Consider the following 13,074-nt stretch of genomic DNA (forward strand, 5'->3'; position numbering starts at 1 on the left):
CGGCCCAGCATCCCCCGCTGGGGACGAGGCCGCACTCACTGATTGACCCGCTCCGCAGGAATACGCACGCTCATCTCTCTGGGATTGGGCTCCACGAGAAGCGTCAGCGCTATCATGCCACCATAGACGATCGCGGCCAGAACCGCGATGACAAACAAGAAGCGAAAGAGACTTGGCATTCGAACCGCCCGTTTACGTGAGCCCCTTATCGCCGCTTCCGCTGCTATTTCAAGGGATGCACGGCAACAGATAAAGCTTTATAGCGAGCCGATTGTGGGCCGGGACGGGGCATGTTGCGAACTGACAGCAAGAAATATTCACGCATCGAGGAAGGCGCCGCGGAACGCGTCGTCGAGCGTTTGGGTGCGCGAAACATCGTCCTCGTGGGGATGATGGGCGCTGGCAAGACCAGCGTCGGCCGCCGCCTTGCTGCGACACTCAACCTGCCTTTCAAAGACGCCGACCAGGAAATCGAAGCAGCCGCCAACCTCACCATCGCCGACATTTTCTCAACTTACGGCGAGGCGCATTTTCGTGACGGTGAGAAAAAAGTCATCCGGCGTCTTCTCACCACCGGCCCGACAGTGATCGCGACCGGCGGAGGTGCCTTCGAAGACGCTGAGACACGTCAGGCGATCGCCAATGACGCCGTCTCCATTTGGCTCAAGGCCGATCTCGATCTCCTTTTCGACCGTGTCAGGCGCCGGTCGAACCGGCCGCTCTTGCGCAAACCGAACCCGAAGGAAATCCTCGCGGATCTCCTCGCCCGCCGAGAACCCACCTACGCCCTCGCCACGCTCACGGTCGCCTCGCGCGACGTGCCCCACCACACCGTCGTGGCAGACGTTCTTTCCGCCCTCGATAAATTTCTGACCAGCGAGAACCCATCATGAGTTCCGTACATGTGGACCTTGGCGAGCGCAGCTACGACGTCCTCGTCGCCGCCAACCTCATCCCCAATCTCGGACGCCACATGGCCGCGCGGATGGACGCCCGCCGCGCCGCGATCATCACAGACGAGAATGTCGGCCGTCTTTACCTTGACCCCGTCCGCCAGGCCCTGAGCGATGCGGAAATCGACAGCGTCGAGATCGTCGTCGCGCCGGGGGAAGCCTCCAAGAGCTTCTCCACCCTGGAACGCGTTGTGAGAGAGCTGCTCGCAGCCCGGCTCGAACGCTCCGACATCGTCATCGCGCTTGGCGGCGGCGTCGTTGGCGACCTCGCGGGCTTTGCGGCTGCGATCACCCGTCGAGGCATGAGCCTCGTCCAGGTGGCGACAAGCCTTCTTGCACAGGTGGATTCATCCGTCGGCGGCAAAACCGGCATCAATACGCCGGAAGGCAAAAACCTCGTCGGTGCCTTCTTCCAGCCACGGCTGGTCCTGGCCGATACGAGCGCACTCGATACCCTCCCGCCACGCGAGTTTCGTGCCGGTTATGCCGAAGTCGCAAAATACGGCTTGATCGACGATGCGGATTTCTTCTCGTGGCTCGAGGACAACAGAGAGGCCGTCTTCGCCGGCGAGGAGGCACGCGGAGAAGCCATCCGCCGCAGCGTCGCGGCAAAGGCGCGCGTCGTCGCCGCCGACGAGCGTGAAGCGGGAACACGCGCCCTCCTCAATCTCGGACATACCTTCGGACATGCGCTTGAGGCTGCGTGCAACTACGACGCCAGCCGCATCATCCACGGCGAGGGTGTGGCCATCGGTATGGCCATGGCCCATCGCTTTTCGGTCCAGCAGGGCCTTTGTGCGCCGGAGGCGGCGGAGCGCGTCGAGAGGCATCTTGCCGCCGCGGGTCTGCCAACCCACATGAACAGCATTCCGGGAAGCGGATTTTCCACCTCGGAATTGATGGATCACATTGCCCAGGACAAAAAGGTCAAAGCTGGCCGCCTCACCTTTATCTTGAGCCGAGGGATCGGTGAGGCCTTCATCGCGGAGGATGTCGCGCCTCACTCGGTTGAGACGTTCCTCGCCGATGAGCTCGCGGCCGAGCCTGCACCCGCCCTTCAGACAGGAGAATAACCCATGTGGCTCGCAGCCACTCTGCTTGCCATTGTCATTCTGCTTTTCCTTTCCGCCTTCTTCTCCGGATCGGAGACCGCTTTGACGGCGGCATCACGCGCCCGCATGCACCAGATGGAGCGGTCGGGCGATGCCCGAGCGGGCATCGTTTCGCGTCTGATCGATCGCCGCGAGCGCATGATCTCGTCGCTGCTTCTCGGCAACAACCTCGTCAACATCCTGGCATCCGCCCTCGCAACGGCCGCCTTCATCGACATTCTGGGCGATGCGGGTGTGGCGGCGGCGACCTTCGTGATGACGGTCCTGGTCCTCGTCTTTGCAGAGGTTTTGCCGAAGACCTGGGCAATCACGACGCCGGACCGCTTCGCGCTTGCCGTCTCGCCCTTCGTCTCAACGGTCGTCCGGGTTTTTGCGCCTGTCGTGATGGCAGTTCAGCGCTTCGTCTCGGCCCTCTTGCGTCTTTTCGGCGTCGCCGCGAGCCATGACGTGCTCTTGTCCGGCCACGAGGAACTTCGCGGCGCCGTCGATCTCCTGCACCGCGAAGGCAGCGTGCAAAAGGGTGCTCGCGACATGCTGGGCGGCCTTTTGGACCTCAACGAGCTCGACGTCTCCGACGTCATGGTTCACCGCACCGCGATGCAGGCCCTCAACGCCGATGATCCGGCAGAGAAGCTCGTCACCCAGGTGATCGAGAGCCCCTTCACACGCCTGCCCTTGTGGCGCGGCGAGACCGAAAACATTGTCGGAATCCTGCATGCCAAGGACGTCTTGAGGGCCCTAGCGGCAGCCGGCGGCGATGCAACCGCTCTCGATATCATGGCGGTCGCCTCGAAGCCCTGGTTCGTGCCCGACACGACCTCTCTGCAGGCGCAGCTCAACGAGTTCCTGCGCCGCAAAATTCACTTCGCGCTCGTCGTCGACGAGTATGGCGAGGTGATGGGCCTGATCACGCTCGAAGATATTCTGGAGGAAATCGTCGGCGAGATCGCCGACGAGCATGACGTGGAGATCCAGGGCGTGCGCCAGCAGCCGGACGGCTCCATTATCGTGGAAGGCACGGTGCCGATCCGCGATCTCAACCGCGCCTTCGACTGGAACCTGCCGGATGAAGAGGCGACAACGATGGCGGGCCTGGTGATCCACGAAGCGCAGACCATTCCCGAAGCGGGACAGGAATTCACCTTCCACGGCTTCCGCTTCAAGGTTCTGCGCAAGACACGGAACCGACTGACGCAGATAAGGGTGACCCCGGTCACGCCGGTGGCGACGACACAGGCGACGAGCTTGCCGGTCTAGGCCACCCGATCCATTCAGGAGGCCGGCCGCCTACCGGCCTTCGCCCGGCGCATACGCCTTTACGGCCAGCGCGTGCACTCTGGCCTTCAGCTCTTCAGCCAGGATCTCATTGATCATGCGATGGCGTTCAACGCGGCTCTTCCCTTCGAAGGCCGCAGACACAATATGGATGCGGAAGTGGCTCTCACCATCAGGATGCGCGCCACCATGACCGGCATGAAGATGCGATTCATCGGTAATGGTCAGCTCCTCGGGGGAAAGGGCACCATTAAGTTTGTCTTCCATTTTTTCACGAACGCTCATCGTTCCTCCGGTTCTGTCTGATTGGCGTTGAGGTACGGCTTGAGAGGGCCCGCCGGGGCGGGCATATTGATTCCATGAAGCTTGAATCGGACCTGTTCGACAAGATTAGAACCCGCAAGGGAACGAAGAAGCCCAAGCAGGAAGAAAGGGCGACGCGCGTCTGCGAAGCCGAAGGCTGCAATGCGCCCGCGACGCATCGCGCACCCAAGGGACGCGACGCAGAAGGCGAGTATTTTTGGTTCTGCCTGGAGCACGTGCGCGCCTACAACAAATCGTACAATTATTTCGCCGGCCTCGACGACAACGACGTCCAATCCTTCCAGAAGGAATCGATCATCGGCCACAGGCCGACCTGGCGAATGGGCTCCAATGCGCGCTCCGATGAGGGCCCGCGACCCGGAGGACGCGCCAAATACGGCTTTACCGGCAAGACCGACGACCCGTTCCATCTTTTTGGCGACGGCTTCAGAAGCCGCCCGTCAGAAGAGCCGACCCGACGCACTGTGCGCAATATGGAGAGGAAGTCGCTGGCGACTCTTGGCCTTGACGAGACCGCTGGCCCCGACGAAGTAAAGGCTCGCTACAAGACGCTCGTGAAGCGCCATCACCCCGATGCCAATGGCGGCGACCGTTCTCTGGAGGAGAAACTCCGGGAAATTATCCAGGCCTACAGCTATTTGAAGAGCGTCGGTTTCTGCTAGATCAGGGGTCTCTGACGCCGTGAAAAGAGCCGGCGCATACGGCGCCGAAAGAAGGAATTTGTCATGCAGGAAGCCGTCGAGAACACCCCCGCCGCCCCCGATATAAAGGTGTCGGTCAGGCAGGTCTTCGGCATCGATTCGGACCTCGACGTGCCGGCCTTTTCGCAGGGTGATCCGCACGTCCCCGATCTCGACGAGGATTATCTTTTCGACCGCGAGACGACCTTGGCAATCCTGGCAGGGTTTGCCCACAACCGCCGTGTCATGGTCACGGGCTATCACGGCACCGGCAAGTCGACGCATATCGAACAGGTCGCGGCGCGCCTCAACTGGCCGTGCGTGCGCGTCAATCTCGACAGCCACATCAGCCGCATCGATCTCGTCGGCAAGGACGCGATCGTCGTGCGCGACGGCATGCAGGTGACCGAATTTCGCGACGGCATCCTGCCCTGGGCGATCCAGACCAACACCGCCCTCGTCTTCGATGAATACGATGCAGGCCGGCCGGACGTGATGTTCGTCATTCAGCGCGTGCTGGAAGTTTCCGGTCGTCTGACGCTTCTCGACCAGAACCGGGTCATCCGCCCGCATCCCGCGTTCCGTCTTTTTGCGACCGCCAACACGGTCGGGCTTGGCGACACGTCGGGCCTTTATCACGGCACGCAACAGATCAATCAGGGTCAGATGGACCGCTGGTCGATCGTCACCACGCTCAATTATCTGCCGCACGACAACGAGGTCGACATCGTTCTCTCGAAGGTTGCGCATCTGCGCAATCCGGAAGGCCGCGACCAGGCAAGCCGTATGGTGCGTGTCGCGGATATGACCCGCAACGCCTTCGTCAACGGCGATCTGTCGACGGTCATGAGCCCGCGGACGGTGATCACCTGGGCGGAGAATGCTGAGATCTTCTCCGACCTGGGCTTCGCTTTCCGCGTCACCTTCCTCAACAAATGCGATGAGCTCGAGCAGCCGCTTGTGGCCGAATTCTATCAGCGCTGCTTCGGCAAGGAGCTGCCGGAATCGGCAGCCAACCTGGTTCTGAGCTGAGGCGCGGCACACGGCATGAGCGGACGCAACAAGGAAACTCCGACAGACCCGTTCAAGCGGGCTCTGTCGTCCTGTGTGAAGGCGGTGGCCGGCGACCGCGAACTCGAGGTCATCTTCGCGTCCGATCGGCCGCAGCTTCTCGGCCACCGTGTGCGCCTGCCAGAGCCCGCCCGGCGCATGAGCGCCAACGACATCGCCATCACCCGAGGGCTTGGCGATGCCATGGCGCTTCGCCTCGCCTGCCATGACGATAAAATGCACCGTCGCTTTGCGCCGCAAGGTGAGCAGGCGCGAGCAATCTTCGATGCCGTGGAACAGGCCCGCTGCGAGGCGATCGGCGCGCGGCGCATGACGGGCGTGCGTGAAAACCTCTCCGCGATGCTGGAGGACAAATACCACCGCAGCCAGTACGAAGAGATCCGCGATCGCGCCGACGCGCCACTGGAAGATGCGCTCGCTCTGCTGATGCGCGAGCGGCTCACCGGTCAGGCGCCGCCGAAAAGCGCCGAAAAAGTTGTCGAGCTGTGGCGCGACTTCATCGAGGAGCGGTCCAGCGCCGAACTCGACCGGCTGTCGCAATCGATTTCCGACCAGAATGCCTTTGCTCGCGCACTCCGCGATCTGCTCGCTTCCCTCGACATGGGCAGCGAAGCGGGCCAGGACGGCGAAAGCGAGGAGGATGACGGCGGAGACGACAGCGACGAGACCTCCGACACGAGCGAGGGGGCGCGCGGCGAAGCCGATGACGACAATGACGCCTCCGCCGAGCCGCAAGAAACGGAAGCTTCCGGCGAGGACGACGACGAGGTCTCCGAGAGCGAGCGCACCGAGCAGACGACCGAAGAGTTTCTGGAGGCTGAGGATTCGGCCGAGACCGACCCCTTTGCCGATGGACGCCGGCCGGACTTCTACGGTCAGAACACCCTGGTCAGCGATTACAACGTCTACACCACAAAACACGACGAGGTGGTGGCCGCGCAGGATCTCTGTCCGCCCGAAGAGCTCGATCGTTTGCGCTCTTATCTCGACAAGCAGCTGGTGAGCCTGGCAGGCGCCGTTGCCCGCCTCGCCAATCGGCTGCAGCGGCGGCTTCTGGCGCAGCAGAACCGCGCCTGGGACTTCGATCTGGAAGAAGGCGTGCTCGATCCCGCAAGGCTGTCGCGCGTTGTCACAGATCCGTTCGCCTCTCTGTCTTTCAAGCAGGAGCGCGACACGGAATTTCGCGACACCGTGGTGACTTTGCTTCTCGACAATTCCGGCTCCATGCGCGGGCGCCCGATTACTGTTGCCGCGATCTGCGCCGACGTTCTCGCCCGAACGCTCGAACGCTGCGGTGTCCGTGTGGAGATCCTGGGCTTTACGACGAGGGCATGGAAAGGTGGTCAGGCGCGCGAGGAATGGCTGCGCGCCGGCAAGCCGCCGCATCCCGGCCGTCTCAACGATCTCCGCCACATCATCTACAAAAGCGCCGACGCGCCCTGGCGGCGCTCAAGGCGCAATCTCGGGCTGATGATGCGCGAAGGGCTGTTGAAGGAGAATATCGACGGCGAGGCGCTCGATTGGGCGCATCAGCGGCTTCTGGCAAGGTCGGAACAGCGGCGCATCATGATGGTGATTTCCGACGGCGCGCCGGTCGACGATTCCACGCTCTCGGTCAATTCCGGCAATTACCTCGAAAAGCATCTGCGCCACGTCATCGACGAGATCGAGAACCGCTCGCCGGTTGAGCTTATGGCGATCGGCATCGGCCACGACGTGACGCGCTACTACAAGCGTGCCGTCACGATCGTGGATGCAGAGGAGCTTGCCGGCGCCATGACGGAAAAGCTCGCGGAGCTGTTTGAAGCGGACATTCCTGGCGTTACGCGTCCCCCGCGAACGCGCCGCAATCGCGCCGCCTAACGAGGCTCAGAGCTTCGAAACGCCAGAAACAAAAAAAGCGGGCCTCGCCCGCTTTATCCGCCAACTGCCAGAGCCCCGCCCCGATCCACGTCAGCCGCGCGCAACCCCGGTATGCGGCTGCCAGGGCGTCACCATACGGATGAGGAATCCGTAGGGAACGAGCGCCAGAGCCGCGAGCAGAAGCTTCACGGAAAAATCGCCGAGCGCCCAGGACACCCAACGCGGCACCTCGATCAGAGAAATGGCGCCGAAGAGGGGCGCCGTCTCAATCGCGAAAGCATCGTTCGCGCCGAGAATCCCGAAGACAGCAGCGAAGGCGAGCGAAAAGAAGATCACCGTATCGAGGGCGGAGCCAATAAGGCTCGACACCACAGGCGCGCGCCACCAGCGCCCGGCCCGCAGGCGATGAAAGATACCGACATCCATCATCTGAGCGGCGAGAAAAGCCGAACCCGAGGCGACCGCGATCCGCGGCGTGGCGAGAACGGTGGAAACGATCACAGCCAGAAGGAAACCAACGAACACGACCCGACGGGCCGCCTTTGGCCCGAAGGTGCGGTTGGTCATATCATTGACGAGGAACGCGAGCGGATAGGTGAACGCGCCCCACGTCAGAAGATCGGCCAGGTTGTAACCGCCGATGTGCCCATGCACCGGGTACTGAACAAGAATGTTCGACGCCACCACGACCGCAGCCATGGCGCCGACCGCGGTCAGAAAACCGCGTCTCCGGTGCGTTGGGAAGATCGCCGTCAACTCAGGCCGCAGCAGCTTCCGCGCTGGCCGCCTTCTTGGCGATCTCGCGCTTGAGAAGCTTCGCCTTCGGCGACAGCTCGTCCGCCTGCGCCTTAAGAAGGAAAGCGTCGAGCCCGCCACGATGCTCCACACTGCGCAGAGCGGCAGCAGAGATGCGCATCCGCACAGCGCGCCCGAGCGCATCGCTCATCAGCGACACATTGCACAGATTGGGAAGAAACCGACGCCGGGACTTGTTGTTGGCGTGGCTCACATTGTTGCCGGTCAGGACGGCCTTGCCGGTCAGCTCGCAACGGCGCGCCATGGAGAACCTCATGATCTGATCTGGAGGGCGGACCGTCCTGCGCATGACGCAGCCGGGACGGCACTTCAAGCCCGGTTTTTCGAAAGCGCTCCTATAAGGAGTGTGGCCGCAAGGGTCAAGTCATCAGCCACAGCGGGGCTGGCATAAACCCGCAATATGGGCCCGAAAAAGGCCGGCTTTCGTCCTTAGGCAGAAGACAATGGTGCCCCGCCACCAAAATGGAGCTTCCGCCAATGCGGCATCCGCACACTCGAAGCGCCTTCTTCCTGCCGATGGTCGCAGTCCTCACCATGCTGGGGGGTGCGGCACTTTCCGCCCCCACGGCTGCGGCTGCCACACTGACGGTGCGCTACGGCGCCTCTCTGATGGGCGTCCCGGTCGGCAAGGTGAAGGCCACCCTGAGCGTCGACAAACGCAGCTACCATGCGGAAGGATACGCGAAGGCAACCGGCTTCAGCCGGCTTTTCTCCGATGCGCGCGTCAATGCCGAAGCCACCGGCACCCTCACGGATGCCCCAGAGGCGCAGAGCTATCATCGCCATTGGGTCGAGGATGGAAAGGCTGAGGATTTGTCGCTCTCCTTCGCCAATGGTCATGTGAGCGATCTTCGTTTCAAAGCCGACAAGCCTCCCAAAGAATATGCCGATCGCGTGCCGGTGAAACCGGAGCACAAGACAGGTGTGATCGATCCTTTGAGCGCGCTCGTGATGCCAATCGCCGGCCGCAGCGGAAAAGACCTGTGCGAAGAACGGACGCCGGTCTTCGAGAACAACAAACGCTTCGATATCACGATGCGCTTTGCGCGCACGGAGCGTTACAACGGCGGCAGCAAGAGCTATTCCGGCCCGGTCGTCGTCTGTGCCGTTCGCTATGTTCCCATCGCCGGCCACCGCGCACACAAGAAGAGCGAGCGCTTCATGGCGGCAAACAAAGATATGGAAGTCTGGCTCGCACCAATGGAGACTGTCGGCCTTGCGGTCCCCGTGAAGATGCGGGTGCGAACGGAATGGGGCTTTCTCACAGCCACCGCCGACCGTGTCAATGTGCGGTGAATGTGCCGTTTTGAGACGAAATCGTTAAGAAGCGCCTTTGCCCCCTTGATCATTGAGGGCGCATGGCCGCACGGTGGCCCGCAGATCTTGCGCTCTGCGGACGTTATCCCCCATATGTGGAGAGAACGTAAGTTGAACTTGTTGACCCTGCCGATTCGTCGGCGATTCGTTCGTCAAAATGGCCTATGCTTGAACCATCTGCCGTCCTGCGGCGAGCGGGCGTTTGCTTTTTGCTAACCTTGTTTCAAGGCCCTGACCGCATATGTCACCTGCTCTCGCTAACACGCTTGTGGGCTTCACGGTCGAGCCCGTGGAACGAATCCTGAATCCGGAAGAGTCGTCGATTCGATCCGCTTTTGTTCAAGAGTCGTTCGAGTCGGACCGGAACCATTAAGTCAAGCCGCGCTCGCGCATTCGTACTCGTCCCAACGGTTTTCGCCATCGCCTGATGAATGTGACATCCGACAATCCACGGCAGTGGAGCGCCCGCAACGTCACAGCGGTGCTCGGCCCCACCAATACCGGCAAGACGCATCTCGCCATCGAGCGCATGCTCGGTCACGAGACCGGCATCATCGGCCTGCCACTCAGGCTTCTGGCGCGGGAGGTTTATAGCCGCGTCGCGCAGCGCGCCGGCGCCGACAAGGTGGCCCTCGTCACCGGCGAGGAAAAGATCGTCCCGGCGGAACCGCGCTATTGGGTCTCCACAGTGGAGGCGATGCCGCGCAACACGGATGCCGCCTTTGCGGCCATCGACGAGATTCAGCTCGCCGCCGATCTCGAACGCGGCCACGTCTTCACCGACCGAATCCTGTCGCTGCGCGGCAGCCAGGAAACCTTGCTGCTGGGCGCATCGACGATGCGCGACGTCATCGAAGGCCTTTTGCCGGGCGCGCATATCGTCACACGCCCGCGCATGTCGGTCCTTGCTTATGCCGGGCAGAAGAAGCTGACACGCCTGCCGGAACGCTCCGCGATCGTCGCCTTCTCGGCCGACGAGGTCTATGCGATCGGCGAGCTGATGCGCCGCCAGCGCGGCGGTGCGGCAGCCGTTCTCGGCGCCCTTTCGCCACGCACGCGCAATCGTCAGGTGGAGCTCTATCAGTCAGGCGATGTCGACTTTCTGGTCGCCACGGACGCGATCGGCATGGGCCTCAATCTCGATGTCGACCATGTCGCCTTCGCCTCGGCCCGAAAGTTCGACGGATACCAGCACCGCCCGCTGACGGCCGCCGAACTCGGCCAGATCGCCGGGCGCGCCGGGCGCTACATGCGCGACGGCACGTTCGGCGTGACGGGAACGGTCTCTCCCTTCGAGCCGCCCCTGGTGGAAGCGCTGGAAAGCCACCGTTTCGAAGGGGTCCGGGTGCTGCAATGGCGCAACGACCGCCTCGATTTCTCGTCCCACGAAGCCCTGCGCGCCTCGCTGGAGCAGGCACCGAAGCATCCCTTTTTGACGAAATCGCCGCCGGCGGCCGACCAGGTCGCGCTTGAGCTTCTGGTGCGCGATGACGACATCACCGACCGACTGACGCACCCCAAGGCCGTGGAGCGTTTGTGGGATATCTGCCGGCTGCCCGATTATCGACGCATTGCGCCTGCTCAGCATGCCGGACTGATCGGTTCGATCTTCACTTTTCTTATGGACAAAGGCTCCGTTCCACCCGACTGGCTTGCGCCGCAGGTGAAGCGGGCCGACCGCACCGATGGCGACATCGACACATTGTCGGCGCGCATTGCAGAAATTCGTACGTGGACCTTTGTGGCCAATCAGCCGGACTGGCTTGCCGACCCGACTTATTGGCGCGAAGAGACGAAGCGCGTTGAGGATAGGCTATCTGACGCACTTCACGACAGGCTTACAAAACGCTTTGTCGATCGGCGAACTAGCGTTCTGATGCGCCGGTTGAAGGAGAATACAATGCTTGAGGCCGAGATCACCCCGGGGGGCGACGTGCTGGTGGAGGGCGAGCATGTCGGCACGCTGATCGGCTTTCGCTTCACACCCGACGCCAAGGCGGAGGGGTCGGATGCAAAAACGGTTCGCACAGCGGCAGCAAAGGCGCTGGGCACGGCGGTCGCCGAACGGGCTGAGCGTCTGTCACGTTCAGACGATGCGGGATTCTTGCTGACGTCCGGCGCGATCATCCGCTGGCACGGCGAACCCGTGGCGCGTTTGATCGCCGAATCTGAACCTTTGAAGCCGCGGATCCTGCTTCTTGCTGACGAGCAGCTCACAGGCCCGAGCCGCGAGAAAGTCGAGGCCCGGCTGACCGTCTGGTTGTCCAATCAGATCAGCACGCATTTGAAGCCCCTTCTCGAACTGGAAGCCGATGAGAGCCTCTCCGGTCTGGCCCGCGGCATCGCCTATCAGCTGAAGGAAAAGCTCGGCATTCTGGACCGCCGCGACGTGCTCGAAGAAGTCCGCTCCCTGGACCAGGACGCCCGCGCCGGTCTGAGGCGCCATGGCGTCCGTTTCGGCGCCTACCATATTTATCTGCCGATGCTGCTGAAGCCCGCGCCGGCAACTCTGCTGGCGGAGCTCGAAGCTCTGCACAAAGGCCGCGACGACCGCGACAGCATCGCCGAGGTGGCCTCCGTCTCGGCATCCGGCCGCACCTCCGTCAACGTCGACCCAGAGATCGATCCGGCCATTTACCACCGGTTCGGCTACCGCATCTTCGGTCGTCGCGCCGTGCGCATCGATATTCTCGAGCGGCTGGCCGATCTCATCCGTCCCGCCCTCACCTGGCGGCCCGGTCGCGAGATCGAACCGCCCGCGGGCGCGATCGAGGAAGGCGGCGGCTTCACCGTCACATCCGCGATGACGTCCCTCCTAGGCGCCTCGGGCGAAGATATGGGTGTCATCCTGAACGGCCTCGGCTACCGCGTCGAGCGGCGCCCCTTGCCGCAGACGCCTGCGGCGGAAGAGGCGGCGCAGAAGGCTGAAGCCGCCGCAACAGCGGACGGCCTGGACGTGGCCGCGACCGCCGAGGCGTCAGGAACCGAAGCGCCCGTCGCTGCCTCCGAAGCCGCGACACCCGCGCCCGTAGAAAGTACCGAAATCGAAGAAGCCCCCCGCGAAGAAACGCCCCTGGAGGGGAGCGAGGCCGCAACCGGGGCAGGATCTGAAGCAGGCATGGTCGCCGATGAAGGCGCGCCGACCCCGCTCGCACCGGAAGACGCAGCACCTGCGCCCGAGACGGACCCCACAGCGGAGCAAATCGCGGAAACGACAGACTTCACAAATGCAGACGCTTCGTCCGAGGGGATAGGCGAGGCACAGCCGGAGACCGAAGGGCAGCCTGAGACCGAAGAAAAGACCGAGCCGGCCTTTTTGGAGATCTGGCGCTATGGCGGCATGCCCCGGCGCGAGGAGCGTCGGCCCAGCAAAGCGAAGCGCTCTCCACGCCGAGCCACAGGCCGTGGCGGCCCCCAGAAGCCGGCAACCGAAGGCGGGGAAGCGGCTGCGGCCCCGCACGGCCCGGCCCCGTCCAAACCGCAGCACAAGAAGGGCAAGTTCCGCCACCGCGGCGAACAGGGGCTACCCAAGCGTCCGCCCCAGCGTCCCCAGAGGCAGGAACGGGAAAAGCGGGCCGATCCCGACAGCCCGTTCGCGGCCCTTGCCGCGCTGAAGGAGAAGCTCGGCTCCTCCGACAAGTAGGAGAGCCGGAAAGGCCGAGA

At 63.0% G+C, this 13,074-nt stretch carries 12 protein-coding genes; 8 read left to right on the forward strand and 4 right to left on the reverse strand.

The window, feature by feature from the left end:
* Window positions 1-35: 35 nt before the first annotated feature.
* Window positions 36-179 carry a histidine kinase gene (locus NYQ83_RS13250; protein WP_092814517.1) on the reverse strand — a complete coding sequence of 48 codons (144 nt, stop codon included), beginning with the start codon at window positions 177-179 and terminating at the stop codon, window positions 36-38.
* A 111-nt stretch (window positions 180-290) separates the two neighbouring features.
* On the opposite strand from NYQ83_RS13250, the gene NYQ83_RS13255 reads away from it, so the two are divergent.
* The 3 genes from NYQ83_RS13255 to NYQ83_RS13265 are packed head-to-tail and all read left to right on the forward strand — an operon-like array spanning window position 291 to window position 3,322.
* Complete coding sequence (locus NYQ83_RS13255; protein WP_128290900.1) at window positions 291-893, forward strand: shikimate kinase; 603 nt, start codon at window positions 291-293, stop codon at window positions 891-893.
* The gene (aroB, locus tag NYQ83_RS13260; RefSeq protein ID WP_261215250.1) at window positions 890-2,026 is read left to right on the forward strand and encodes a 3-dehydroquinate synthase; all 1,137 of its coding nucleotides are present in this window, start codon (window positions 890-892) and stop codon (window positions 2,024-2,026) included. The genes NYQ83_RS13255 and aroB overlap by 4 nt, the downstream gene beginning before the upstream one ends.
* A gap of 3 nt (window positions 2,027-2,029) precedes the next feature.
* On the forward strand, window positions 2,030-3,322 hold the full coding sequence (locus tag NYQ83_RS13265) for an HlyC/CorC family transporter (protein WP_128290898.1): 1,293 nt from the start codon (window positions 2,030-2,032) through the stop codon (window positions 3,320-3,322).
* Window positions 3,323-3,352: 30 nt separating this feature from the next.
* Here NYQ83_RS13265 and NYQ83_RS13270 read toward each other — a convergent pair whose 3' ends face one another.
* A complete protein-coding gene (locus NYQ83_RS13270; RefSeq protein ID WP_261215252.1) occupies window positions 3,353-3,625 on the reverse strand; it encodes a BolA family protein in 273 nt (90 codons plus the stop codon).
* Between the two features lie 74 nt (window positions 3,626-3,699).
* On the opposite strand from NYQ83_RS13270, the gene NYQ83_RS13275 reads away from it, so the two are divergent.
* The 3 genes from NYQ83_RS13275 to cobT all read left to right on the forward strand — a co-directional run bounded on the left by NYQ83_RS13275 (window position 3,700) and on the right by cobT (window position 7,278).
* A complete protein-coding gene (locus NYQ83_RS13275; RefSeq protein WP_261215253.1) occupies window positions 3,700-4,326 on the forward strand; it encodes a J domain-containing protein in 627 nt (208 codons plus the stop codon).
* Between the two features lie 63 nt (window positions 4,327-4,389).
* On the forward strand, window positions 4,390-5,376 hold the full coding sequence (gene cobS, locus NYQ83_RS13280) for a cobaltochelatase subunit CobS (protein WP_261215255.1): 987 nt from the start codon (window positions 4,390-4,392) through the stop codon (window positions 5,374-5,376).
* Window positions 5,377-5,391: 15 nt separating this feature from the next.
* Window positions 5,392-7,278 carry a cobaltochelatase subunit CobT gene (gene cobT, locus NYQ83_RS13285; RefSeq protein WP_261215256.1) on the forward strand — a complete coding sequence of 629 codons (1,887 nt, stop codon included), beginning with the start codon at window positions 5,392-5,394 and terminating at the stop codon, window positions 7,276-7,278.
* A gap of 90 nt (window positions 7,279-7,368) precedes the next feature.
* Here cobT and NYQ83_RS13290 read toward each other — a convergent pair whose 3' ends face one another.
* Entirely contained in the window at window positions 7,369-7,977 is a 609-nt protein-coding gene (locus tag NYQ83_RS13290) for a VUT family protein (protein WP_261215257.1), read from the reverse strand.
* 58 nt (window positions 7,978-8,035) lie between these two features.
* Window positions 8,036-8,338 carry a 50S ribosomal protein L28 gene (gene rpmB, locus NYQ83_RS13295; protein ID WP_128290893.1) on the reverse strand — a complete coding sequence of 101 codons (303 nt, stop codon included), beginning with the start codon at window positions 8,336-8,338 and terminating at the stop codon, window positions 8,036-8,038.
* A 233-nt stretch (window positions 8,339-8,571) separates the two neighbouring features.
* Between rpmB and NYQ83_RS13300 the strand changes: the two genes are divergently transcribed.
* On the forward strand, window positions 8,572-9,390 hold the full coding sequence (locus tag NYQ83_RS13300) for a DUF3108 domain-containing protein (RefSeq protein ID WP_261215258.1): 819 nt from the start codon (window positions 8,572-8,574) through the stop codon (window positions 9,388-9,390).
* A gap of 448 nt (window positions 9,391-9,838) precedes the next feature.
* Window positions 9,839-13,054: a helicase-related protein gene (locus tag NYQ83_RS13305; protein WP_261215259.1), complete on the forward strand. Its 3,216-nt coding sequence runs from the start codon at window positions 9,839-9,841 to the stop codon at window positions 13,052-13,054.
* Window positions 13,055-13,074 lie beyond the last annotated feature (20 nt).

It is taken from the genome of Afifella sp. JA880 (assembly GCF_025379905.1).
GTDB lineage: Bacteria > Pseudomonadota > Alphaproteobacteria > Rhizobiales > Afifellaceae > Afifella > Afifella aestuarii.

Excerpts from the sequence above, each read along its gene's own strand:
- NYQ83_RS13265 (WP_128290898.1), top strand. The coding sequence starts at position 2,030 with ATGTGGCTCGCAGCCACTCTGCTTGCCATTGTCATTCTGCTTTTCCTT.
- cobT (WP_261215256.1), top strand. The coding sequence starts at position 5,392 with ATGAGCGGACGCAACAAGGAAACTCCGACAGACCCGTTCAAGCGGGCT.
- NYQ83_RS13250 (WP_092814517.1), bottom strand. The coding sequence starts at position 179 with ATGCCAAGTCTCTTTCGCTTCTTGTTTGTCATCGCGGTTCTGGCCGCG.
- NYQ83_RS13275 (WP_261215253.1), top strand. The coding sequence starts at position 3,700 with ATGAAGCTTGAATCGGACCTGTTCGACAAGATTAGAACCCGCAAGGGA.
- NYQ83_RS13290 (WP_261215257.1), bottom strand. The coding sequence starts at position 7,977 with ATGGCTGCGGTCGTGGTGGCGTCGAACATTCTTGTTCAGTACCCGGTG.
- NYQ83_RS13305 (WP_261215259.1), top strand. The coding sequence starts at position 9,839 with ATGAATGTGACATCCGACAATCCACGGCAGTGGAGCGCCCGCAACGTC.
- aroB (WP_261215250.1), top strand. The coding sequence starts at position 890 with ATGAGTTCCGTACATGTGGACCTTGGCGAGCGCAGCTACGACGTCCTC.
- NYQ83_RS13270 (WP_261215252.1), bottom strand. The coding sequence starts at position 3,625 with ATGAGCGTTCGTGAAAAAATGGAAGACAAACTTAATGGTGCCCTTTCC.
- NYQ83_RS13300 (WP_261215258.1), top strand. The coding sequence starts at position 8,572 with ATGCGGCATCCGCACACTCGAAGCGCCTTCTTCCTGCCGATGGTCGCA.
- NYQ83_RS13255 (WP_128290900.1), top strand. The coding sequence starts at position 291 with ATGTTGCGAACTGACAGCAAGAAATATTCACGCATCGAGGAAGGCGCC.
- rpmB (WP_128290893.1), bottom strand. The coding sequence starts at position 8,338 with ATGGCGCGCCGTTGCGAGCTGACCGGCAAGGCCGTCCTGACCGGCAAC.
- cobS (WP_261215255.1), top strand. The coding sequence starts at position 4,390 with ATGCAGGAAGCCGTCGAGAACACCCCCGCCGCCCCCGATATAAAGGTG.